The organism is Metallibacterium scheffleri (genome assembly GCF_002077135.1).
Lineage (GTDB): Bacteria > Pseudomonadota > Gammaproteobacteria > Xanthomonadales > Rhodanobacteraceae > Metallibacterium > Metallibacterium scheffleri.
This window is the reverse complement of record NZ_LDOS01000002.1, coordinates 394,664-416,478: the sequence shown is the minus strand read 5'-3', so window position 1 is coordinate 416,478 and position 21,815 is coordinate 394,664. Positions and strand designations below refer to the sequence as shown.

The 21,815-nt window shown below is 67.5% G+C and carries 19 protein-coding genes and 2 pseudogenes; 5 read left to right on the top strand and 16 right to left on the bottom strand.

What is annotated here, in order from left to right; all coding sequences use genetic code 11:
* Positions 1 to 9: 9 nt before the first annotated feature.
* On the bottom strand, positions 10 to 1,704 hold the full coding sequence (locus Mschef_RS07040) for an IS1634 family transposase (protein WP_081126280.1): 1,695 nt from the start codon (positions 1,702 to 1,704) through the stop codon (positions 10 to 12).
* A 157-nt stretch (positions 1,705 to 1,861) separates the two neighbouring features.
* Here Mschef_RS07040 and Mschef_RS07035 point away from each other — a divergent pair.
* Positions 1,862 to 2,071, top strand: a pseudogene (locus tag Mschef_RS07035) (IS110 family transposase); the annotation flags it as partial.
* Positions 2,072 to 2,996: 925 nt separating this feature from the next.
* Here the strand turns inward: Mschef_RS07035 and Mschef_RS07030 are convergent.
* Positions 2,997 to 3,998 carry an IS481 family transposase gene (locus tag Mschef_RS07030; RefSeq protein WP_081127131.1) on the bottom strand — a complete coding sequence of 334 codons (1,002 nt, stop codon included), beginning with the start codon at positions 3,996 to 3,998 and terminating at the stop codon, positions 2,997 to 2,999.
* A 105-nt stretch (positions 3,999 to 4,103) separates the two neighbouring features.
* On the opposite strand from Mschef_RS07030, the gene Mschef_RS07025 reads away from it, so the two are divergent.
* On the top strand, positions 4,104 to 5,186 hold the full coding sequence (locus Mschef_RS07025) for an IS110 family RNA-guided transposase (RefSeq protein ID WP_081127130.1): 1,083 nt from the start codon (positions 4,104 to 4,106) through the stop codon (positions 5,184 to 5,186).
* Between the two features lie 354 nt (positions 5,187 to 5,540).
* Here the strand turns inward: Mschef_RS07025 and Mschef_RS07020 are convergent, their stop codons facing one another.
* Together Mschef_RS07020 and Mschef_RS17650 are read right to left on the bottom strand one after the other, a co-directional pair.
* Complete coding sequence (locus tag Mschef_RS07020; protein WP_081127129.1) at positions 5,541 to 5,879, bottom strand: hypothetical protein; 339 nt, start codon at positions 5,877 to 5,879, stop codon at positions 5,541 to 5,543.
* Positions 5,880 to 6,162: 283 nt separating this feature from the next.
* Positions 6,163 to 6,324 (bottom strand): hypothetical protein, encoded by a 162-nt coding sequence (locus Mschef_RS17650; protein ID WP_176212420.1) that lies wholly within the window; start codon positions 6,322 to 6,324, stop codon positions 6,163 to 6,165.
* A gap of 112 nt (positions 6,325 to 6,436) precedes the next feature.
* Between Mschef_RS17650 and Mschef_RS07015 the strand changes: the two genes are divergently transcribed.
* Entirely contained in the window at positions 6,437 to 7,408 is a 972-nt protein-coding gene (locus tag Mschef_RS07015) for an IS481 family transposase (protein ID WP_081127128.1), read from the top strand.
* Here the strand turns inward: Mschef_RS07015 and Mschef_RS07010 are convergent.
* The 5 genes from Mschef_RS07010 to map all read right to left on the bottom strand — a co-directional run bounded on the left by Mschef_RS07010 (position 7,354) and on the right by map (position 13,110).
* Positions 7,354 to 8,163 (bottom strand): patatin-like phospholipase family protein, encoded by an 810-nt coding sequence (locus tag Mschef_RS07010; protein WP_176212419.1) that lies wholly within the window; start codon positions 8,161 to 8,163, stop codon positions 7,354 to 7,356. The two genes, Mschef_RS07015 and Mschef_RS07010, sit on opposite strands and share 55 nt — an antisense overlap.
* Before the next feature lie 227 nt (positions 8,164 to 8,390).
* Positions 8,391 to 8,780, bottom strand: a complete 390-nt coding sequence (locus tag Mschef_RS07005) for a Spx/MgsR family RNA polymerase-binding regulatory protein (protein ID WP_081127126.1) — start codon at positions 8,778 to 8,780, stop codon at positions 8,391 to 8,393.
* Positions 8,780 to 9,604, bottom strand: a complete 825-nt coding sequence (gene dapD, locus Mschef_RS07000; RefSeq protein WP_081129889.1) for a 2,3,4,5-tetrahydropyridine-2,6-dicarboxylate N-succinyltransferase — start codon at positions 9,602 to 9,604, stop codon at positions 8,780 to 8,782. The genes Mschef_RS07005 and dapD overlap by 1 nt, the downstream gene beginning before the upstream one ends.
* Entirely contained in the window at positions 9,591 to 12,281 is a 2,691-nt protein-coding gene (glnD, locus tag Mschef_RS06995; protein ID WP_081127125.1) for a [protein-PII] uridylyltransferase, read from the bottom strand. Before glnD ends, dapD begins: the two co-directional genes overlap by 14 nt.
* Before the next feature lie 40 nt (positions 12,282 to 12,321).
* On the bottom strand, positions 12,322 to 13,110 hold the full coding sequence (gene map / locus Mschef_RS06990) for a type I methionyl aminopeptidase (protein WP_425480112.1): 789 nt from the start codon (positions 13,108 to 13,110) through the stop codon (positions 12,322 to 12,324).
* A gap of 281 nt (positions 13,111 to 13,391) precedes the next feature.
* Here map and rpsB point away from each other — a divergent pair, with 281 nt between their 5' ends.
* Together rpsB and tsf are read left to right on the top strand one after the other, a co-directional pair.
* Positions 13,392 to 14,288 carry a 30S ribosomal protein S2 gene (gene rpsB / locus Mschef_RS06985; RefSeq protein WP_081127124.1) on the top strand — a complete coding sequence of 299 codons (897 nt, stop codon included), beginning with the start codon at positions 13,392 to 13,394 and terminating at the stop codon, positions 14,286 to 14,288.
* Between the two features lie 73 nt (positions 14,289 to 14,361).
* Positions 14,362 to 15,240 (top strand): translation elongation factor Ts, encoded by an 879-nt coding sequence (tsf, locus tag Mschef_RS06980; protein ID WP_081127123.1) that lies wholly within the window; start codon positions 14,362 to 14,364, stop codon positions 15,238 to 15,240.
* Positions 15,241 to 15,436: 196 nt separating this feature from the next.
* Here tsf and Mschef_RS18425 read toward each other — a convergent pair.
* The 7 genes and pseudogenes from Mschef_RS18425 to Mschef_RS06950 all read right to left on the bottom strand — a co-directional run.
* Positions 15,437 to 15,583: pseudogene (locus Mschef_RS18425) on the bottom strand (DUF6404 family protein); the annotation flags it as partial.
* A gap of 259 nt (positions 15,584 to 15,842) precedes the next feature.
* Complete coding sequence (locus Mschef_RS06975) at positions 15,843 to 16,589, bottom strand: HAD-IA family hydrolase (RefSeq protein ID WP_081129887.1); 747 nt, start codon at positions 16,587 to 16,589, stop codon at positions 15,843 to 15,845.
* On the bottom strand, positions 16,589 to 17,134 hold the full coding sequence (locus Mschef_RS06970) for a thioredoxin family protein (RefSeq protein ID WP_081127122.1): 546 nt from the start codon (positions 17,132 to 17,134) through the stop codon (positions 16,589 to 16,591). Before Mschef_RS06970 ends, Mschef_RS06975 begins: the two co-directional genes overlap by 1 nt.
* A 9-nt stretch (positions 17,135 to 17,143) precedes the next feature.
* Positions 17,144 to 18,181: a class II fructose-bisphosphate aldolase gene (gene fba / locus Mschef_RS06965; protein WP_081127121.1), complete on the bottom strand. Its 1,038-nt coding sequence runs from the start codon at positions 18,179 to 18,181 to the stop codon at positions 17,144 to 17,146.
* 21 nt (positions 18,182 to 18,202) lie between these two features.
* On the bottom strand, positions 18,203 to 18,898 hold the full coding sequence (gene gph / locus Mschef_RS06960) for a phosphoglycolate phosphatase (protein WP_081127120.1): 696 nt from the start codon (positions 18,896 to 18,898) through the stop codon (positions 18,203 to 18,205).
* Positions 18,895 to 20,892 carry a transketolase gene (tkt, locus tag Mschef_RS06955; RefSeq protein WP_081127119.1) on the bottom strand — a complete coding sequence of 666 codons (1,998 nt, stop codon included), beginning with the start codon at positions 20,890 to 20,892 and terminating at the stop codon, positions 18,895 to 18,897. The genes gph and tkt overlap by 4 nt, the downstream gene beginning before the upstream one ends.
* Positions 20,892 to 21,776, bottom strand: a complete 885-nt coding sequence (locus Mschef_RS06950; RefSeq protein WP_081127118.1) for a phosphoribulokinase — start codon at positions 21,774 to 21,776, stop codon at positions 20,892 to 20,894. Before Mschef_RS06950 ends, tkt begins: the two co-directional genes overlap by 1 nt.
* Between the last annotated feature and the right edge of the window lie 39 nt (positions 21,777 to 21,815).

The window sequence follows — 21,815 nt, the reverse complement described above, 5'->3', positions numbered from 1 at the left end:
AAATTGGCACTACGGGGCGATGTCGAAGGGTTCTCTGGTCGGGATGTCGAGTTGAAGTTGGTCGAACAGGGCAAGCTGCTCGGGGCTCAGGTCGGTCAGGCCGCTGGCGGCACCCTGGCCGGCGATGCGCACCTGGTGGAGCTGGATGCGGCGGGCGATTTCGAGCGCGCGCTCGGGGGAGTAGTAACTGCCAGTGGACTTGAGCTGCATGCGCAGCACGCGGTACAGCACCAGCGCCATGAAGCAGATCAGGGCGTGGGCGCGGATGCGGTCGGGCAGGCGGTGGAACACCGGGGCGATCTCGATCTCGGACTTGAGCACCCGGAAGCCACGTTCGATGTCGGCCAGCGACTTGTAGCGCGCGATCACTTCGGCGGGATCGAGGTCCGTGGTGTTGGTCACCAGCAGCAGCTTGCCGTCGTTGAGTTCGGCGCGCTTGAGCGCGGCCTCGTCCTCGGTGTAGGCGAACCGGTCGGACTGCAGGTCGACCTTGATGATCGATCCCAGATGGGCGTCGCTGACGGCGCGGAACAGCCATGCCTTGGCGCCCGAGTCGCTCAGGCGCCGACCCTTGAAAGCGGCGCCGGCGTCCTGGGCGTCGAGCTTGCCGGCGCGCAGCTCGGCTTGCTGCGTCAGCGTCTCGATGGTCTGGCGCCGTGCGGCGCTCTGCTGTGCAGCCGCCTGCGGTTCGTGCGCCCAGACCAGGCGCAGACCCTGCCAGGACGTCTCGCCGATGACCTCGTCCTTGGCCTGCACGCAGTGCTCGGCCTGCACGGCGCCGAGGATCTCGTTGAACTCCCCATAGCGGCGACCCGGCACGGCCAGGATGAACTCCAGGGGTTGCGCCGTCTTGCCGATGCGCACCGTCTGCAGCCATTCCAGGTTGTCCAGGCTGAGCAGGCCGCGGTCGGCCACCAGCACGACGCGCTTGACCGGGTAGAGGGCCAGGATCTCGTCGATGACGGCATGCAGCGTCGGCGCCTCGGCCGTGTTGCCCGCCCACACGCGATGCGCAATGGGCAAGCCTTCGGCGGTCTGCACGACGCCGAGCATGACCTGCCGGCGGATGCCGCCGTCCTTGGACAGGCCGAACTGGCGAATCTCGCCGGGCACCTCACTCTGGCCCTCCATGCCGATCGTCGTCATGTCGTAGAACACGATCGACAGGTCCTGATCGACCAGCGGCCGCAGCACCGCCGCCAGGGTGCGCTGCATCGCCTCACTGCGCTCGGCCAGCGTGTCCATGGTGCGCAACAGCCGCTGGTGCGTGACCGAGGTGCTGTCGACTCCCGGCACCCGGGTGCCTTCGAGCCAGCGCAAGACGCCGAGCTTGGACGTGGCATCGCACAGCCGGTTGAAGACCATCACCCGGAGCAATCGCTCGGCATCGAAGGCGCCGTGAGCGTTGCGCAGCACCCGGCGAAACGCCTCGTCCCAGCCCAGCTTGTGCCACAGCGCGTGCAGCATCCACGTGTCGCCCACCGCCAGCGCCGGGGCAAAGCGCACCGAGGGCGCCTGCGGCTCCTCGCCGTCGATGACGCGGTGCAGACCGCGAATCAGGGCATCGGCCCCGCCGGTGCGGACCTGCTCCAGGCGACCCAGCGTGGCGACGACGCGCTGGCGGGAGACCCCGCGATCATCGCGGTACGCCTCCACGAGCTTGACGTAGCTGCGCGGACCGGAACGGGTGAGCTTGACGAACATGTCGCCACTCTACTGCACAAAATAACGCTACTGAGCATACTCTGCTAAATAACGTGTCACTACAGCATGGCCGCTTCGGACGAGCCAAAACCCTTGTCGCGACACACCTTCAGAGCAAAATCTCCGCTCGAAGATGTCGAACTTGGGTGCACAGGATCGGGCCACGCCCGAGCAGATCTGGATCCGCCAACTGGCGTGTCGGATGCCGTTCGGCAAGCTGCTGGTGGCGATTGCGAACAAACACGCGCGGCAACTGTGGGCGATGCTGGCGCGCGAGGAAGCCTACGACGCCGAGGCGTGGCTGAAGCACCCGATGGTGCAGCGCCCGGCCGGCAAGCGCGCGGTGAGGATCGCCGGCATGGCATGACACGAACGCACATCCTTTCACGTCAGCGCGAAGTGGTCGACAACGGTCAGACCGACCCGGAGAGAACCTGACTAACCTGCCGGACGTCACCCCGTGTTTCGGCTGATCCCCGAACACCGACGATACCGAAAGACGAACGAGGTCTCCGGGTGCGGTTTATACCCTGGTCCGCGCCAGCATCAGCGGCGCAACAAGACCGTTTATGGAAATGCAGTCTGACATTCGTTGCATCACCACGCAGCACTGACACGCACGACGCAGCAAAGAGGACAACACGATGACCAGCCATGGCCCGAAAGCTCAAGGCAAGAACCTCAAGCGCGCGGCGTTGACGGGAAGTCTCTTATGGAAATGTTAGGTTGCATTGCCGCGCTGTTTTGCCAAATTGTCCTGATACCACTGCTCCGTGAACTGCACTGCCTTACCCACGAAATTATCGAAATAGGGAAGTAGCGAGTCGCCAGCGAGAGACTCGCTGCCAGTGACAAACCGGAACCCACAAAGAACAGTGCGGCTCGTGGCGTTGCCGCCAAGAAAAACTACCGTGTAAGTAACGGAAGACCTTTTTTGCCCGGTAGGTCATAGACGCCTGCGCGGGCAAACAGGCGGTCGTCTAGACCCTCGACAAGCTGTAAGAACCAGCTAGCGTCCGACATGCCCAGAACCACGGCGGGAATAGCTGGGACTTGGCCACTGCCACGACGACCAACTGTTCCGTCACGACACATTTGCATGGACAGGGCATTTTCTTTGCCAGCTGTGATGTCAATGCGGATTTCTTCTATTTCGTCTTTAGTCAAAACTATCCCCTGCAACCTAACGCTGGAGTTAATCGGTGCGCGGCTTTTCGCGCGTCCGCTTGGACGAGTAAAAAGAGACTTCCCGCTTCCAACGGCCTCGAGGGCCATGATGGTTTTTACAACCGTCAGCAGAAGGGGAAGTCTCGATGAGCACTATAACTGTCAAGACCCGTCTGGTTCTTTAATTGCCTGACGAAGATTTCGGGATGATTCTTGCGCCACAGGTCCATGGCTTGTCGAGGCGTGCGGTGACCCAGCGCGCGTTGCGGGAGGTGGTCGTTGTAGAGCTTGGCGTAGCGTTCGAGCGTGGTCTGCAAATCCTCGCGCGAGCGGAAGTGCGTGGTCGCCAGGATGTCGCTGATGCGCCCATTGAAGCGCTCGACCATGCCGTTGGTTTGCGGGTGACGCGGCTTGGTGAGCCGGTGCTCGATGCCGAGCAGGGCGCACTCACGATCGAAGGCGTGCTCGCCCGTGGGTTTCTTGCTCTTGGCGGTGAAGCGGTCGGTGAACTGGCTGCCGTTGTCGGTCAGCAGCTTGACGATCTTCATCGGTGCGGTCGCGTACAGGCGGCGCAGGAAGTCGCTGCTGCTGGCCTCGCTCTGGTCGGCGTAGATGCGCAGGAAAACCCAGCGGGTGGCGCGGTCGATGGCGACGAACAGGTAGCGCCGGGCGCTCTCGTCGGCCATCTGTGGCAGGTACTTGATGTCCATGTGCACGAAGCCCGGCGCGTAATCCTTGAAGGTCTTGCGCACGATCGGCGCGTCCTTGTCCTCCACCGGGCGCCGGTTCAAGCCGTGGCGCGTCAGGCAGCGCATCAGGCCGGAGCGCGACACCGCCGGGTTGAGGAATTCACGCACCACCACCAGCAGGTCGTCCAGCGGCAACCACAGGGTGCGACGGATCTCCATCGCCACCGCCTCCTGGGCCGAGGTCAGCGTGCAGTGCAGGGTCTGCGGGCGGTGCGAGCGGTCCGCCGTCGCATCACGCTGGCGCCACTTGCGCACCGTGGGCGGCGTCAGGCCGTAGCGGCGCGCCAGTTCGGCATCGCTCAGGGCCTGATCGGCAGCACGCAGCTCGGCGCGTATGCGCGGCGTGGTGCGGGCCAATGGATGTAGCGTCAGCGGCATGCGATGGCTCCAAGCACGTGGTAAAGATGACTCATCGCATCACGCGCAGCGCTCAGACGCCAGACACGCTGCAAGATAGAATCACACGGAGCCTGACATATAACCATGGGCGTGGATTTGGCGAAGAACCTGTTTTCCGTATGTGCGGTGGATGGCGCCGGACACGTGCAGCGGCGGCAGGATCTCGGGCGTGAAGCGTTTGCGCTGTGGCTGGCGCAGGTGCCGGCCGGCACCGTGGTGGCGATGGAGGCATGCAGTGGCGCGCACCATTGGGCGCGGCGCTGTTTGGAGGTCGGTCTGCAGCCGCGCTTGATGGCGGCGCAGTTCGTGACGCCGTTCCGCAAGAGCCGCACACTGAAGAACGACCGCAACGACGCCGAGGCGATTGCCACGGCGGCACGCCAGGGCAACATGCGCTTTGTGCCGGTCAAGTCGGTCGAGCAGCAGGCGCGGCTGGCATGGCATCGCGTGCGCGAGGGCTACAAGACCGAAGGGCTGGAGATCAGCAACCGCCTGCGCGGTCTGCTGGCCGAGTTTGGCATCGTGATGGCGCAGGGTGACCGGGCGTTGCGCATCGCCTTGGCGGATCTCGACGCAGCGGCATCGTTGCCTGCGGAGCTGAAGGAACTGCTGCGCGATCTCAGCGCGCACTGGGCGCAGGTGCGCGACCGCATCGCCGCGTGCGATGCGCGCATCGAAGCGCACGCCAAGGCGGATGAGCGCTGCGTGCGGCTGCGCGCGCTGATCGGCATTGGCCCGCTCACCGCCGATGCGATGGTGGCGAGCGTCGGCTCGGCCAAGGAGTTCAAGAACGGCCGGCAACTGGCCGCATGGCTCGGCCTGGTGCCGACCCAGCACTCCAGCGGCGGGCACACCCGCCTGGGCACGATCAGTTGCCGCGGCGATGCCTACCTGCGCACGCTGCTGATCCAGGGCGCGCGCAGCAGCCTGCAGCGCGCCAAGGTGACTGCACAGGATCGGGCCACGCCCGAGCAGATCTGGATCCGCCAACTGGCGTGTCGGATGCCGTTCGGCAAGCTGCTGGTGGCGATTGCGAACAAACACGCGCGGCAACTGTGGGCGATGCTGGCGCGCGAGGAAGCCTACGACGCCGAGGCGTGGCTGAAGCACCCGATGGTGCAGCGCCCGGCCGGCAAGCGCGCGGTGAGGATCGCCGGCATGGCATGACACGAACGCACATCCTTTCACGTCAGCGCGAAGTGGTCGACAACGGTCAGACCGACCCGGAGAGAACCTGACTAACCTGCCGGACGTCACCCCGTGTTTCGGCTGATCCCCGAACACCGACGATACCGAAAGACGAACGAGGTCTCCGGGTGCGGTTTATACCCTGGTCCGCGCCAGCATCAGCGGCGCAACAAGACCGTTTATGGAAATGCAGTCTGACATTCGTTGCATCACCACGCAGCACTGACACGCACGACGCAGCAAAGAGGACAACACGATGACCAGCCATGGCCCGAAAGCTCAAGGCAAGAACCTCAAGCGCGCGGCGTTGACGGGAAGTCTCTTATGGAATGGTTAGGTGCGACCGTAAGCCATAAGCATGATAAAGCCAACTATTGCGAGAGCGAAAAAGCACAAATAAAGCGGTCGAACCTTGTGCTGCAATTTGTACCAAGACTCCAGCGTTGGGTCGCCGAGCAGCGAATGATTGACCTTGAGCCACTTACGTGTGCGCCATAGCGTAACTGCGCCTGCATTGCCGGGAAAGGCCGGCTGGCCTAATTTGACCCAAGTGGCGTGATGGTCGGTGCGGAGGCGCTTGAACAACTTGTGCGAGAGCGTCCAAGCAACTGGCAGAAGGCAGGCCATGCCTATGAAGCCCACCAAGGTGATTGTCGTGCCTAGAAGTTCCATGTCGCACCTAACTACTATTCGGTTGTGAAATGGCGCCTAGTTCCGGCGCCTAATCTACGTGCATGGACGTCGGCGATCGGAACAGTCCTGCACGAATCAAGGGCTTCCAGCCATCGCACCGTCTATACCCGCCGCCTAATCTCGCAGCCTGTACCCCTGCTGTGGCGATGACCTTGGCGGCATCCTCCCACCCTGAATCCGCAGCGGCAAGTGAACCCGGCACCGCGCCGCCGCCGCGCTTGCTCGATGTCATGCGTGCACGCATGCGCGCGCGGACATCGCGCTAAAACCACGCTGCATCCAGCCACGCCTGCAGCGGTTCCAGCGGCAAGGCCTCGGCCCATTCCACCAGCCAGGGCAACGCGTCCACATCGTCCATGGCCACGTTGTGCTGCGGCGGCAGGCAGGGCGCGTAGCGCTGGTACTGGCCAGCGCCCAGCATCATGCGGCACTGGTAATTGTCAGGCTCCGTGTGATTCTATCTTGCAGCGTGTCTGGCGTCTGAGCGCTGCGCGTGATGCGATGAGTCATCTTTACCACGTGCTTGGAGCCATCGCATGCCGCTGACGCTACATCCATTGGCCCGCACCACGCCGCGCATACGCGCCGAGCTGCGTGCTGCCGATCAGGCCCTGAGCGATGCCGAACTGGCGCGCCGCTACGGCCTGACGCCGCCCACGGTGCGCAAGTGGCGCCAGCGTGATGCGACGGCGGACCGCTCGCACCGCCCGCAGACCCTGCACTGCACGCTGACCTCGGCCCAGGAGGCGGTGGCGATGGAGATCCGTCGCACCCTGTGGTTGCCGCTGGACGACCTGCTGGTGGTGGTGCGTGAATTCCTCAACCCGGCGGTGTCGCGCTCCGGCCTGATGCGCTGCCTGACGCGCCACGGCTTGAACCGGCGCCCGGTGGAGGACAAGGACGCGCCGATCGTGCGCAAGACCTTCAAGGATTACGCGCCGGGCTTCGTGCACATGGACATCAAGTACCTGCCACAGATGGCCGACGAGAGCGCCCGGCGCTACCTGTTCGTCGCCATCGACCGCGCCACCCGCTGGGTTTTCCTGCGCATCTACGCCGACCAGAGCGAGGCCAGCAGCAGCGACTTCCTGCGCCGCCTGTACGCGACCGCACCGATGAAGATCGTCAAGCTGCTGACCGACAACGGCAGCCAGTTCACCGACCGCTTCACCGCCAAGAGCAAGAAACCCACGGGCGAGCACGCCTTCGATCGTGAGTGCGCCCTGCTCGGCATCGAGCACCGGCTCACCAAGCCGCGTCACCCGCAAACCAACGGCATGGTCGAGCGCTTCAATGGGCGCATCAGCGACATCCTGGCGACCACGCACTTCCGCTCGCGCGAGGATTTGCAGACCACGCTCGAACGCTACGCCAAGCTCTACAACGACCACCTCCCGCAACGCGCGCTGGGTCACCGCACGCCTCGACAAGCCATGGACCTGTGGCGCAAGAATCATCCCGAAATCTTCGTCAGGCAATTAAAGAACCAGACGGGTCTTGACAGGTAATCGGCGATGCCGCTGACGCCGTCGGACAGCAGCGCCACCAGCTTGGGCGCCCACTGCAGGTAGCCCCAGTCCAGCGTCTGCCCAGGCACCACGGTGCGCACGATGCCGGTGCCCAGCGACAGCAGGCGGATGTCGTCCCACGGCACCGGGCCGCCGCTGCGCGGGTCCTGCGTCTGCGCCAGCGCGCACATGGCCGGGTTGTTGGCGTACACGCCACCGTCCACGTAACCGTCGAAGCTGGGGAAATACGTGGGCGCGGCGCTGGTTGCCATGCCCACCTGCCATGCCAGCCGGGCGCCGTCGCTGTCGCTGCCGGACAGGTTGTGGAACAGCTTGGGCTTCCAACTGGCCTGCGCCGGATCGACGGCCTGCGGGTCGAGGTCGAAGGCGGTGATCAGCACCGCGCCGGAAAGCTGGTCCAGGCGCGTGTCGGCGCCCAGCAGCTCGCGCAGTACCTGCTCGCGCCCGCCGGCGGGATAGCGCGCGCCGGCCAGCGTGCCCAGGCTGCGCAGGCGCCACCATGGGCCGGCGTCGAAGATCTGCGCGCCATGTTGCAGGTACATGTCGCGCAGCGCGGTGGGCGACAGGCCGCGACGCAGCCCCAGCGCGATCAGCCCGCCGGTGGAGGTGCCGGCCATCAACGCGACATTGGCGAGCAGATCGGGGCGCATGGCCTGCAGGCGCTGCAACAGCACCGCCGTCACCACCCCGCGCAAACCACCCCCATCGAAACTGAGAATCCGGTATGTCGCCATGGCGCTCTCCGGTTCCCCCCGTGCCGGCATTGTAGCCAGCAGCGCGCGGCGGCGGTTTCAGAAATTGCGGTCAGCTATCGGGGATGACGCGCCGGGCAAATGGCTATCCGGCGCGTGACTGGATCCCCGCCGCCGCCTTTGCGGAGGCAGGCTCTGCGCGGGGATGACGAGCCAGCTTCGCGCGGGGATGACGCGCCAGAACGACCTGGCGGTTCGCTCGAAGAATCCTATTTTGTCGAATGCCCACTGGATGTCAGCGCAGCGTCGGCGAACCAGCCGCCGAACAGGCGCTCGTTGAAGCCGACGCCCAGCAGGGCATCGCCGCGCAGCACCAGCGGCCGGCGCAGCAGCGGCGGATGCTCGCGGATCAGCAACGTCCATTCGGCATCGGAGGCCGGGTTCTTGCGCTGCGGCAGCAAGTTGCGCCAGGTCGGCCCGCTCTTGTTGACCAGTTTGTCCCAGCCACCGATCTGCCGCGCCCAGTCGCGCAGCGTGTCCGGCTCGGGGCGCTGCGCGCGGTAGTCGATGAAGCGGTAATCCACGCCGTGACGATCCAGCCAGCGCCGCGCCTTGGCACAGGTGTCGCACTTGTCCAGGCCATGCAGCGTGTAGCCCATCACGCGCTCCGCAGCAGCTCGTTGATGCTCGTCTTGGCGCGCGTTTTCGCATCCACCTGCTTGACGATGATCGCCGCATACAGGCTGTGCGATCCGTCCGCCGCGGGCAGGCTGCCGGCCACCACCACGCTGCCGGCCGGCACGCGGCCGTAGTGCACCTGACCGCTGGCACGGTCGTAGATGCGCGTGCTCTGGCCGAGGAACACACCCATGCCGATGACGCTGCCGCGCTCGACGATGACGCCCTCGACCACTTCCGAGCGCGCGCCGATGAAGCAGTCGTCCTCGATGATGGTGGGCGCGGCCTGCAGCGGCTCGAGCACGCCGCCGATGCCGACGCCGCCGGAGAGGTGCACGTGCGCGCCGATCTGCGCGCACGATCCCACGGTAGCCCAGGTGTCGACCATGGTGCCGGCGCCGACGTGGGCGCCGATGTTGAGGTAACTCGGCATCAGCACCGCGTCCTTGCCGATGAACGCGCCGCGCCGCACCAGCGCGCCCGGCACCACGCGCGCGCCCAGCGCACGCATCCCGGTCGTGCTGGCATCGGCGAAACGCAGTGGCACCTTGTCCCACGCGGCCATCGCGCCACCACTCATCAGACGGCTGCCGTGCACGCGGAAATACAGCAGCACCGCCTGCTTCAGCCAGGTGTTGACGCGCCAGCCGCCCTGGCCGTCCGGCTCGGCCACGCGCACGGCACCGCTTTCCAGCAGCTCCAGTACCTGCTCCAGCGCGGGCGCCAGCGTGGTCTCGATGGCATGCGCGTCGAGCTGCTCGCGCGCCGCCCAGGCCTGTTCGATGGTGGTTTCAAGCGTGTTCATCGGGTTCTCGCAGTGCCAGTCGGGAAACGGCCGCCGCGGTGGCGGCGGGGCCCAGCCGCGCCAGCAGCGCGGCACGCAATCGTTCGCACTGCGCGGCATCCAGCGGGCGGTCGTGGCGATCGGTCAGCTCGAAATAATCCTCGGCGATATCGCCGAAGGTGGCAATGCGCGCGTCGTGCACGCGTACGCCACTGGCCACGAAGGCCTCGGCGATGTCGGCCAGCAGGCCGGGACGGTCGCTGCCGCGCAGCGCCAGGCGCGTGCGCGTGCCGGCGCGTGCCGGCTCGCAGTGGATGCGCGGCGCGCGCTGGAAGTGGCGCAGGCGCCGCGGCACGGTCTGCGCGATGCGCGGCGTGCCGGGCGCACGCAGCGCGGCCTCCAGCCGCTTGCACAGACGCGCGATGCATGCGGCATCGTGGCCGGCGCCGTGCGCATCCAGCAGCACGAAACTGTCCAGCGCACGCCCGCTGGGCGTGCCGAGGATGCGCGCCTCCTGCACCGCGTAGCCCTCACCCTCCAGCGCCGCGGTGGCCGCGGCGAACAGGCCGTCGCGATCGGCGGCAAGGAAGAACACTTCCAGCGCCCCGCGCGCGGCATGCGGCTGCGCCGCGACCACGGGCAGCCTGCCAGGCGCGGCCAGCAGCGCGGCGCTTTGCCAGGCTACCTGCGCCGCGCCCTGGCGCACGAACGCGGCCGCCGGGAAGTCCTCCCACAACTGCTCGATCGCTGCCGCGGCGTGGCCTGCGGCCAGCAGTTGCGCGTGCGCGGCGGTGCGGCAGGCCGCGGCGCGCGCGATTTCGTCGAGGCTCGCGTCAGTGCCGGTGAGCACGTGCCGCGCGGCCTGGTATAGATCGGCCAGCAGGCGATCCTTGAAACCGTTCCACAGCCTCGCGCTGGTACCGACGATATCGGCCACGGTCAGCAGATACAGCATTTCCAGGCGCTGCACGTCGCCCACCCGCGCGGCGAAGACCTGCACCACCTGCGGGTCACCGATGTCCTGGCGCTGTGCGGTCTGACTGAGCAGCAGGTGCCAGCGCACCAGGAACGCGGCGCTGTCAATATCGCCCTCGGTCCAGCCCAGGCGTTGCGCGAAACCGCGCACCTCGATCTCGCCCAGTTCGCTGTGATCGCCGCCGCGACCCTTGGCGATGTCGTGGAACAGCGCGGCCAGCAGCAGCACCGGCACACGTTGCTGGCGTTGCCACAGCGCGTGCGCCAGCGCGAATTCGAGTGCCGCCGCCGGCGTGGCGAACAGTGCCAGTTGCGCCAGCACGCGCAGCGTGTGTGCATCGACCGTGTACTGGTGGAACAGGTCGTACTGCATGCGTCCGCTGACCGCGGCGAAGGCGGGGATCAGCGCGCCGAGCACGCCGCCGCGCGCCAGCGCGGTCAGTGCCGGCGGCGCCGCCGCGCCACGGTGCAACAGGGCATCGAACGCACGCAGCGCGGCGGCATCCTGCGCCAGCGCGCCGCGCGGCAGTGCGTGCAGCGCGCCGCGCATGGCGCCCGCGGCGTCGGCACTGAAGGCCTCGATGCCGGCCGCGGCATCCAGGCGCAGCGCACCCTCGACCAGCGCCGCCGGGCGGCGCCGGAACAGGTCCGCCGCGCGCGGTTCCAGCGCGGCGCCACGCCGCTGCCAGTCGTCATCCAGCGCAATCGGTGCGGGCGGCGGATCGAGCTGCCAGGCCAGGCGCTGGGCGGCCTCGTCGACCAGCGTTTCGACGCTGGCCGCGGCGCGGTAGTAGTCCTGCATGAAACGCTCGACCGCCAGCGCGCCGGCATCGTCGCGGTAGCCGAGCTGCTGCGCCAGCGCGCGCTGATGATCGAACAGCAGGCGCTCCTCGGCGCGTCCGGCCTGCAGGTGCAGGGCGTAGCGATCGCGCGCCAGCAGCGCCTCGGCGGATTCCAGCGCGGCGGCGGCGGCGGCATCCAGCAGGCCCGCGTGCGCCAGCGCCGGCAACTCGCGTGGCAGTCCCATGCGCTGCCCCAGCCAGTACAGCAGGTCGAGCTGGCGCAAGCCGCCGGGGCCGTCCTTCAGATCCGGTTCCAGGCGATAGCTGCCGTCGCCGCGGCGTGCGCGGCGCTGCGCCTGCTCGTGCAGGCGCGCGGCCAGGAATCGCGGCAGTGGCCACAGCGCCGTGTCGCCGAGCAGCGCGGCAGGCATGCCGACCAGCGCGCGATCCCCGCCCAGCCAGCGCGCCTCCATTTGCGCGGTGTACACACTCAAATCCTGCGCCGCCAGCGCGTGCTGCGCGGCCAGCGTGCGCACCGCCTGCGCCGGCTTCAGGCCCAGATCCCAGAGCACCGCGAACACGCGCTCCAGCCCGCGCGAAACCGGCACGGACTCGTCGCGCGCCAGCACCAGCAAATCGATATCGGAATGCGGATACAGGCGCCCGCGCCCGAAACCACCCTGCGCGAACAGCGCCAGCCCGACTGGTTCGCCCAGGTGCAGCGTCCACACCTGCGCCACCACGCGCGACACTAGCGCCGCGTGCGCCGCGCCCAGCGCGCGCGCCTCGGCACCGGCGGCAAAGGCCAGCGCCAAGGCACGCGCGTAGTCGGCCAGCAGTTGGCGCAGCGCCAGACGCGCTTCGTCGGACAAGCCGCTGCGCGGCACTGCCTCAGGCAGGCGCGGCGACGGCGGAATGACGCTCGTGGACGCGCTGCTCATGGCGTGCGGAGCGCGCGGCGAAGGCTGCGCGGCGCCCGGCTCAGGCCGCGTCCGGCCAGGGCGTGAGGATCTCGAAGCCGTCCCCGGTCACGGCCACGGTGTGCTCCCACTGCGCCGACAGCGAGTGGTCCTTGGTCACCACCGTCCAGCCATCCGGCAGCACGCGCGTAAGCGCCTTGCCGGCGTTGACCATGGGCTCGACGGTGAAGGTCATGCCGCTTTCCAGGCGCAGGCCGGTACCGGGCTTGCCGTAGTGCAACACCTGCGGATCGTCGTGATAGACGCGCCCGATGCCGTGGCCGCAATACTCGCGCACGATGGTAAAGCCCGCCGCCTCGGCCACCTGCTGGATGGCGTGGCCGACATCACCCAGCGTGGCGCCGGGGCGCACCGCGCGGATGCCGGCCATCATCGCGTCGTAGGTGGTGTCCACCAGGCGCTTGCCCAGCACGCTGGGCGTGCCGACGCAGTACATGCGGCTGGTGTCGCCGTGCCAGCCGTCCTTGATCACGGTGACATCGCAATTGACGATGTCGCCGTCCTTGAGGATCTTGCCGGCGTTGGGGATGCCGTGGCAGATGACGTGGTTGACCGAGGTGCACAGGGTCTTGGGGAAACCGCGGTAGCCGACGTTGGCCGGGATGGCCTGCTGCACGTTGACGATATGCTCGTAGGCGATGCGGTCCAGTTCCTCGGTACTCACGCCGGGGCGCACGTGCGGCTTGAGGATCGCCAGCACTTCGGCGGCGAGGCGCCCGGCCTCGCGCATCTTTTCGATATCGGCGGGGCTCTTCGGCAGCACCGCCACGGCACGCTCAGGACTGCGCATCACTTGCCATCCACGCGGGTTACCCGCTAACATTTCAAGGCTTTGCATGGCCCAACCGGGCCTGCACAGGCTCGAGTGTAACCGCTCGCGGCGTCACTCGAAACGGCCACCCGGCCAAATCCGCACACGTATCGGCACCCGCTCCGGGGTGCCTTGGCGTGGCAAGGGTCGACAGCGCATCGCCTCCACGATGACGCCGCCGGGCCTGCCCTGCCAGGGTCGGACGGGGGATGCGTGGAGGTCCCAACCCTGCGGGCCACAAGGCCCTTTCGGAGTTCACCATGTCCCAAGTCACCATGCGCCAGATGCTGGAAGCCGGCGTGCATTTCGGCCACCAGACGCGCTACTGGAATCCCAAGATGGGCCCGTACATTTTCGGCGCCCGCGGCAAGATTCACATCATCAATCTCGAAAAGACCATGCCGCTGTTCGGCGACGCCATGAACTTCCTCTCCGGCGTGGCGCAGAAGCGCGGCGGCACGGTGATGTTCGTCGGCACCAAGCGCTCCGCGCGCGAGGCGCTGGAAACCGAGGCGCAGCGCTGCAGCATGCCCTACGTGACACAACGCTGGCTGGGCGGCACGCTGACCAACTTCCGCACCATCAAGCAGTCGGTGGCCAGGCTCAAGGAGCTGGAAGCCATGGAAACCGATGGCCGCTTCGAAAAGCTGGTCAAGCACGAAGTGCTGCGCCTGCGCCGCGAGCGCGACAAGCTGCAGAAATCGCTGGGCGGCATCAAGAACATGGCGCGCCTGCCCGACGCGCTGTTCGTGATCGACATCGGCTACGAAAACATCGCCGTGCTCGAGGCCAAGAAGCTGGGCATCCCGGTGGTCGCCGTGGTCGATACCAACTACGACCCGGCGCTGGTCGATTACGCCATCCCCGGCAATGACGACGCGATCCGCGCCGTGCAGCTTTACGCACGCGCTGCCGCCGACGCCATCCTCGAGGGCAAGGCCGCCGCACCGGCCGCCGCGCAGGGCGACGAGAACGACTTCGTCGAACTCGACGCCGCCGGCAACCCGGTGGCCAAGGAAACCGACGATGCCGCGCGCCGCAAGGCGCCGCCGCGCCGCAACGCCGGCAAGCCCGGCGATCGCGATCGCCGCGACGCGCGTCCGCCGCGTGGCGGCCGTGGCCGCAGCACCGACGCCGGCCCCGCCGCCAGCGAGTAAGCGCAGCGTCATCCCGCTGTCCCCGCCCGCGCGCACACTATCGCGCGGGCTTTCGTCTATCGAGGAAACACGCATGCAGATCACCGCACAGACGGTCAAGGAACTGCGCGAGCGCACCGGCGCCGGCATGATGGAATGCAAGAAGGCGCTGACCGAAAACGCCGGCGACATCGACACCGCCGCCGAGTGGCTGCGCAAGCAGGGTCTGGCCAAGGCCGACAAGAAAGCCAGCCGCGTCGCCGCCGAGGGCCGCATCGCCATGGCCCGGCACGCCGGCAAGGCGGTGCTGGTCGAGATCAACTCCGAGACCGACTTTGTCGCCAAGGACGAAAACTTCGTCAAGTTCACCGACGAAGTGGCCAGGACCGCGCTCAGCAGCGGCGCCCGCGACGTCGAGGCACTGAAGTCCGAGAAGACATCGTATGGCCCGACGGTCGAGGAAGCGCGTGCCTGGCTGATCGCCAAGGTCGGCGAAAACGTGCAGGTACGGCGCATGGCGCACGTGGACAGCAGCCACGCGGTTGCGGCCTATGTGCACGGCGCGCGCATCGGCGTGCTGGTCGAGTTGAAGGGTGGCAATGATGAACTGGCGCGCGGTATCGCCATGCACATCGCCGCGATGAATCCGCCGTACAACAAGGCCAGCGACGTGCCGGCCGCGTTCATCGCCAAGGAAAAGGAAATCGAGCTGGCCAAGATGTCTGAGAAAGACCGGTCCAAGCCGGAACCGATCCTGGAAAAAATCATCTCTGGCAAGATCGCCAAGATCGTCAACGAGAACACACTGTACGGCCAGCCCTACGTGCTCAATACCGAGCAGACCGTGGAAGCCGCGCTGAAGGCCGCCGGCGCCGAGGTGCTGCAGTTTCAGCGCCTGGCCGTGGGCGAAGGCATCGAGAAGGTGGTCGAGGACTACGCCGCCGAAGTGATGAAGCAGGCCGGCCTGGCCTGAGCGACAGCGCCATGCTGGACAACAACAGGGCCGCGCGATGCGGCCCTGTTGGTTGCTGACGTTTGCGCCGAGCGACCCGGCGGTCCGGGCAAGGATTAGGCGCCACTTCGCCTTGCGACCCGGTGCGCCGCAATGAGCGGAAGAATGGTCAGGTGTGGGGTCCAACCTCACCGAGTGATCGCCAACTTGGCAGACGCTATTGACGACGTGCGTGCGCATGGCAAGCCGCCATGGATAGGCCAGAAAGCGCACCTGCAACGGCGGCATCCACTGCCATTGCCAAGAGTGATGCGCCTTGGCGAGGCCAGAAAACGAGCCGCATGATCACGCCCCGCGCAACCGCGAACCATGTGCCCTACACCACGCAATCAGCCAGAACGGTGCAAAGTGCGGCGGCGGAACCCTACACCCGGGCGCCATGGCAACTGGACGCCGAACGGCTCGTCGTTGCGCCGCCAAATCGGACAACGCCTGCATCGACCCAGCGCAAGGACCATGGCGGCCGGGTTCCTCTGCCGGGCGCAGCATCGCGCTGCGTATCGCGCGAAGCGAGGCGCCATGCGTCATCACTCTGATCCGCGGGGCTCAACGCGCCCAACCCATCACGCGCGCGCGGCATGCAGCGTTCGCAGCGCCTGCAGATCCACGCGTGGCGAGGCACAGGGCCAGTCCGGTGCAGCGTCCAGATCATCCACCACGGCCGTGGCGCCGCTGAAATCGGCGTTGGCGAAGTACACGCTGCGGGTGACCAGGCAGGCGAGGCCCGCAGCGCGGGCGGCGGCGAGTCCGGCGGGGGAATCTTCGAAGGCGATGGCTTCGCCTGGCGCGATGCCGAGGCGCTGCAGTGCGATGGCGTACACCTGCGGGTCGGGCTTCTTGCGCGGGGCGTCCTCGGCGCACACCAACGCGGCGAAGCGTTGCGGCCAGTCGGCGCCGAACAGGTGCGGAAACAGCGCATCCAGATTGGCGCGGCCGGTAGTGGTGGCCACCGCCAGCAGGATGCCCTGCCCCGCGCATGCGTCGACGAGGCGGCGCACCCCGGGGCGTGGCGCGAGGCCGCCCTGCGCCACCAGCGCGGCGAATTCGGCGTTCTTGCGCTGATGGATGATGCGCGCCAGCGCCGCGCGTTCGCCCGCGTCGGCGGGCGCATCGGCCTGCGTCGCCAGGAACGCCAGCAGGCGCTCGTAGCCGCCCGCGACCCGCAGCAGCACGCCGTAGCCCGCATCATCCCAGCGCCAGGGCAGACCCAGCGCGGCGAAAGCGCGGTTGAAGGCGACGCGGTGACCATCGCGTTCGGTCTCGGCCAGGGTGCCATCGACATCGAAGATCAGCGCGCGCAGCGCGGCCATCAGGCCATGCGCCACTTGATCGAGCAACCCATCGAGGGATACTGCAACGGCAGCGGCAGTTGCCCGTTGGCGATGCGCTGCATGGCCTCGAACAATTCGCGCGGCGCATCCGCTACCAGCTCCTTGCGGCCGGCGTCCAGACGCCCGCGGTAGCGCAGGCGCAGTGCGGCGTCGTAGCCAAAAAAGTCCGGCGTGCACACGGCGTCATAGGCGCGTGCGACCTGCTGCGTTTCGTCATGCAGATAGGGAAACGGCCAATCGCGCGCGATCTCGACCATGCGCGCGTAGCGGTCCTCGGGGTAGGCCTCGGCGTCATTGGGATTGATGGCGATGACATGGACGCCCAGCGGCGCCAGCGCGCGCGCATCGCGCAGCAGGCGCGGCAGCACCGCCTGCACGTAAGGGCAGTGGTTGCAGATGAACGCCACCACGGTGCCGCGCGCGCCGCGCAACTCGTGCAGGCTGTGCATGCGACCGTCGCTGCCGCGCAGGGTGAACCCCGGCGCGGCGGTGCCCAGCGTGGTGGCGGGACTCTCGACGGCCATGCGCGCGCCTCAGCGGTAGCGCTTGGCCATGGCTTCCAGCGGCAGCGGCTTGATCTTGCCCGCCTGCCCGGCGCAGCCGAAGGCCTCGAAGCGCAGTTTGCAGATGCCGCGCGCGGCCTTCTTCGCCGCCAGCATGGCCTTGCGCGGATCGAACTCGGAGGGCTGCGTGGCGAACAACTGGCGCATGGCGCCGGTCATGGCCAGGCGGATGTCGGTGTCGATGTTGACCTTGCGCACGCCACTGCCGATGCCGCGCACGATCTCCTCCACCGGCACGCCGTAGGTTTCCTTGATGTCGCCGCCGTGCTGGCGAATGATCGCCAGCCACTCCTGCGGCACGCTGGAGCTGCCGTGCATCACCAGGTGCGTGTCGGGCACGGCGGCATGGATGGCGGCGATGCGCGCGATGGCGAGGATGTCGCCGGTGGGCTGGCGGGTGAATTTGTAGGCGCCGTGGCTGGTGCCGATGGCGATGGCCAAGGCGTCGACGCCGGTCTGCGCGACGAAATCCTTCGCCTGCACCGGATCGGTCAGCAGCATGTCGTGGCTGAGCTTGCCGACGGCGCCGACACCGTCCTCCTCGCCCGCCTCGCCGGTTTCCAGCGAGCCCAGGCAGCCCAGTTCGCCCTCCACCGACACGCCGACCCAGTGCGCGAACTCGCAAACCTTGCGCGTGACCTCGAGGTTGTACTCGTAGGACGCCGGCGTCTTGGCGTCCTCGCGCAGGGAACCATCCATCATCACGCTGCTGAAGCCGGAGCGGATCGAGGCCTGACAGACCGCGGGCGTGGCGCCATGGTCCTGGTGCAGCACCACCGGAATCTCGGGATGGGTTTCGATGGCGGCCAGCACCATGTGGCGCAAATAGGCCTCGCCGGCGTAACTGCGCGCGCCGGCCGAGGCCTGCAGGATCACCGGCGCCTGCACGTCCTGCGCGGCCTCCATGATCGCCTGGATCTGCTCCATGTCGTTGACGTTGAACGCGGGTACGCCGTAGCCATGTTCGGCGGCGTGATCCAGAAGCTGGCGTAGCGAGACGAGGGCCATGCGCGAGGTCTCCGTTGGGTCTCAGTGGGTGGCGGCGGCGCGGTGCGGAGGCACCGTGGAAGGAGCCAGCGCGGCTGCGGCGATGGCGGCGAAACTGTCGAACAGGCGCGTGGGCCGCGCCTGCGCGATGGGCGTGCCGGCGTTGTAGCCCCACGGCACCGCCCAGTCGGCCACGCCAGCGTTGCGCGCGGCGGCAAGATCGGTTTGCGAGTCGCCGACGTGGGCGGCATGCGCCGGCCGGCTGCCCAGCACGGCGACGACATGGCGCAACACGCGCGCGTCGGGCTTTTTCCAGGCCAGTGTGTCGCCACCGATCAGCAACTCGAAGTACGGCGCCAGCGCGGTGGCATCGAGCACGCGCTGCGCGTGGCGCTGTTCCTTGTTGGTCACGCAAGCCAGGCGCAGGCCAGCCGCGCGCAGGCGCTGCAGGGTCGCCACGCAATCGGGATAGGGCTGCGCCGTGCTGCCAGCCTGCGCGGCGTAGTGCTGCTCGAAACGCTGCATCAGCGCGGCGTGGTCCAGCGCCTGCGCGGCATCGACCCGCGCCAGCACGCGCCGCATCAGTTCGTGCGCACCAGCGCCGATCAGGGCTTCGATGGCGGCCTGCGCCAGCGGCGCGCGGTCGAAATCGCGCAACGTGAGGTTGACCGCTGCGGCAATCTCGGTGCCGGTGTCGACCAGCGTGCCGTCGAGATCGAAGCTGAGCACCTCGATCATGCGTCCAGCACCTCGCGCACGCGCGCGGCCAGTTTCGCGGCGGTCAGTCCGAAGTGTTCGAACAATGCCGGCGCCGGCGCCGACTCGCCGAAGCTGTCCACGCCCAGCGCGGCGACGCAGCCGTACTGACCCCACCAGCAGGTGACGCCGGCCTCAACGCCGATGCGCGGCAGCGTGCCCAGCACCTCGGCACGGTAGGCCGCGTCCTGGCGGTCGAAGCGCGTGCTGCTGGGCAGTGACACCACGCGCACGCCGATGCCTTGCTGCGCCAGCAGTTGTTGTGCCTGCATCGCCAAGCCGACTTCCGAGCCGGTGGCGAGGATCGTGGCGCGCGCGCCGGCGGGCGCACTGAGCACGTAGCCGCCGCGCGCGATGGCCTGCACCTGCGCGGCATCGCGCGTTTGCGTGGGCAACGCCTGACGCGAGAGCAACAGCGCGCTGGGACGCTGCACGCTGTCCAGCGCGCTGGTCCAGGCCAGCGCGGTTTCCGCGGCGTCACAGGGACGCCAGACTTCCAGGTTGGGGATCAGGCGCAGGCTGGCGGCGTGCTCGACCGATTGGTGTGTGGGGCCGTCCTCGCCCAGGCCGATGGAATCGTGGGTGAACACATGGATCACGCGCAGCTTCATCAGCGCAGCCATGCGGATGGCGTTGCGGCTGTAGTCGCTGAAGGTGAGGAAGGTGCCACCGTAGGGAATCCAGCCGCCGTGCAGCGCGACGCCATTCATGATGGCGGCCATGCCGAATTCGCGCACGCCATAGGAAATGTGGCGCGGGCCGGCATCGGGGAAATCGGTGAGGTTGGAGCCGGTGAGATCGGCGCTGCCGCCGAGCATCTCCGGCAAACGCGGCGCCAGCTGCGCCAGCACCTGCTGCGAGGCCTTGCGTGAGGCCACGTTCTCGGTGGCCTGCGCGAAGTGCTGCTGCACCTGCGCACGCAGCGTCGGCCAGTCGTCCAGCAGATGGCCGGCCATGCGCCGCTCGAATTCGGCGGCCAATTCAGGAAACTCGCGCCGGTAGGCATTGAAGCGCGTCTGCCATTCGCCCTGACGTCGCGCGCCGGTGGCGCGGGCGTCCCATTGCGCGCGGATCTCTGCCGGAATCTCGAAGGGTGGATGGTTCCAGCCCAGTGCCGCGCGCGTGGCGGCGACCTCATCGGCACCCAGCGCTTCGCCGTGCGCCTTGGCGGTACCGGCGCGATGGGGCGCACCGGCGCCGATGGTGGTGCGGCAGACGATTAGCGTGGGCTTGCCGCTGGGTTGTCGGGCGCTGGCGATGGCGGCATCCAGCGCGGCCAGGTCGTGGCCGTCGATGGGGCCGATCACGCGCCAGCCGCAGGCGCGGAAACGCGCCGGCGTGTCGTCGCCGAACCAGCCGGTCACCGCGCCATCAATGCTGATGCCATTGTCGTCGTACAGCGCGACCAGCTTGTCGAGCTGCCACACGCCAGCCAGCGAGATGGCTTCCTGGCTGATGCCTTCCATCAGGCAGCCGTCGCCGTGGAACACCCAGGTGTGGTGATCGATGATGGCGTGGCCGGGGCGGTTGAACTCGCGCGCCAGCAACTTCTCGGCCAGCGCCATGCCGACGGCGTTGGCCAGGCCCTGGCCCAGCGGCCCGGTGGTGGTCTCGACGCCGGGCGTGAGGCCGTGCTCGGGATGGCCTGGCGTTTTGCTGTGCAGCTGGCGGAAATTCCTGATTTCCTCGAGCGGCAGGTCGTAGCCGGTGAGGTGCAGCAGCGCGTACAGCAGCATCGAAGCGTGGCCGTTGCTGAGCACGAAGCGGTCGCGATCGGCCCAGTGCGGATCGCCCGGATTGTGGCGCAGGTGATTGCACCACAACACCACAGCCATCTCGGCCATGCCCATCGGTGCACCGGGGTGACCGCAGGTAGCTTTTTGCACAGCGTCCATGGCCAGCGCGCGCAGAGCCGTGGCGCGCGGATCGTGCGAGGGCTGTCCATGCACGACGCGGGCGTTGGATGCGCCGGACATCAGAGTGCCCCCAGCGCGCGCTTGCGCCGCTCGATCATGCGCCAGATGAAGGGCGTGAGGATCATCTGCATGGCCAGCTCCATCTTGCCGCCCGGCACCACGATGGTATTGGCGCGCGACATCCACGAGTCGTGGATCATGCTTTGCAGGTAAGGAAAATCGATGCCCTTGGGATTGCGGAATCGGATCACGCAGATGCTCTCGTCAGCGGAAGGAATGTAGCGCGCGATGAACGGATTGGAGGTATCGACCACCGGCACGCGCTGGAAGTTGATGTCGGTGCGCGAAAACTGCGGGCAAATGTAGTTCACGTAATCCGGCATGCGCCGCAGAATGGTATCGGTGACGGCCTCGGCCGAATAGCCGCGCACGTGCTTGTCGCGGTAAAGCTTCTGGATCCACTCCAGGTTGATCACCGGCACCACGCCGATCAGCAGGTCCGGGTGTCGCGCCACATCGACCTCGGGCGTGGTAATGGCGCCGTGCAAGCCTTCGTAGTACAGCAAGTCGGTGTCGGGCGGCAGATCTTCCCAGGGCGTGAAGGTGCCCGGCTCCTGTTGGTAGGGCGCGGCCTCGCCAGCGTCATGCAGGTATTTGCGGCACTTGCCGGTACCGCTCACGGCATAGCTGGCGAACAACTGCCCAAGCTCGGCGAACAGGTTGTTTTCCGGACCGAAATGACTGAAGTGCGCGTCGCCCTTGGCTTCGGCTTCGGCCTGGCGCAGACGCATCTCCTTGCGGTCGAAGCGATGGAAACTGTCGCCCTCGATGACGGCGGCATTGATTTTCTCGCGCCGGAAAATGTCCTGGAACGTGCGCGTCACCGAGGTGGTGCCGGCGCCGGACGAGCCGGTAATGGCGATGATCGGATGGCGTTCGGACATGCGCGTGCTTCCTGGTGGCGTGGGTGGCGACGTGGGGTG

Excerpts from the sequence above, each read along its gene's own strand:
- Mschef_RS06975 (WP_081129887.1), bottom strand. The coding sequence starts at position 16,589 with ATGGCCGCGCTGCGCGCGCTGATCTTCGATGTCGATGGCACCCTGGCC.
- Mschef_RS07020 (WP_081127129.1), bottom strand. The coding sequence starts at position 5,879 with ATGGAACTTCTAGGCACGACAATCACCTTGGTGGGCTTCATAGGCATG.
- tsf (WP_081127123.1), top strand. The coding sequence starts at position 14,362 with ATGCAGATCACCGCACAGACGGTCAAGGAACTGCGCGAGCGCACCGGC.
- Mschef_RS07015 (WP_081127128.1), top strand. The coding sequence starts at position 6,437 with ATGCCGCTGACGCTACATCCATTGGCCCGCACCACGCCGCGCATACGC.
- Mschef_RS07010 (WP_176212419.1), bottom strand. The coding sequence starts at position 8,163 with ATGGCGACATACCGGATTCTCAGTTTCGATGGGGGTGGTTTGCGCGGG.
- Mschef_RS07005 (WP_081127126.1), bottom strand. The coding sequence starts at position 8,780 with ATGGGCTACACGCTGCATGGCCTGGACAAGTGCGACACCTGTGCCAAG.
- Mschef_RS17650 (WP_176212420.1), bottom strand. The coding sequence starts at position 6,324 with ATGATGCTGGGCGCTGGCCAGTACCAGCGCTACGCGCCCTGCCTGCCG.
- glnD (WP_081127125.1), bottom strand. The coding sequence starts at position 12,281 with ATGAGCAGCGCGTCCACGAGCGTCATTCCGCCGTCGCCGCGCCTGCCT.
- Mschef_RS07040 (WP_081126280.1), bottom strand. The coding sequence starts at position 1,704 with ATGTTCGTCAAGCTCACCCGTTCCGGTCCGCGCAGCTACGTCAAGCTC.
- rpsB (WP_081127124.1), top strand. The coding sequence starts at position 13,392 with ATGTCCCAAGTCACCATGCGCCAGATGCTGGAAGCCGGCGTGCATTTC.
- gph (WP_081127120.1), bottom strand. The coding sequence starts at position 18,898 with ATGATCGAGGTGCTCAGCTTCGATCTCGACGGCACGCTGGTCGACACC.
- dapD (WP_081129889.1), bottom strand. The coding sequence starts at position 9,604 with ATGAACACGCTTGAAACCACCATCGAACAGGCCTGGGCGGCGCGCGAG.
- tkt (WP_081127119.1), bottom strand. The coding sequence starts at position 20,892 with ATGTCCGGCGCATCCAACGCCCGCGTCGTGCATGGACAGCCCTCGCAC.
- Mschef_RS06950 (WP_081127118.1), bottom strand. The coding sequence starts at position 21,776 with ATGTCCGAACGCCATCCGATCATCGCCATTACCGGCTCGTCCGGCGCC.
- Mschef_RS07030 (WP_081127131.1), bottom strand. The coding sequence starts at position 3,998 with ATGCCGCTGACGCTACATCCATTGGCCCGCACCACGCCGCGCATACGC.
- Mschef_RS06970 (WP_081127122.1), bottom strand. The coding sequence starts at position 17,134 with ATGGCCGTCGAGAGTCCCGCCACCACGCTGGGCACCGCCGCGCCGGGG.
- fba (WP_081127121.1), bottom strand. The coding sequence starts at position 18,181 with ATGGCCCTCGTCTCGCTACGCCAGCTTCTGGATCACGCCGCCGAACAT.
- map (WP_425480112.1), bottom strand. The coding sequence starts at position 13,110 with ATGCGCAGTCCTGAGCGTGCCGTGGCGGTGCTGCCGAAGAGCCCCGCC.
- Mschef_RS07025 (WP_081127130.1), top strand. The coding sequence starts at position 4,104 with ATGGGCGTGGATTTGGCGAAGAACCTGTTTTCCGTATGTGCGGTGGAT.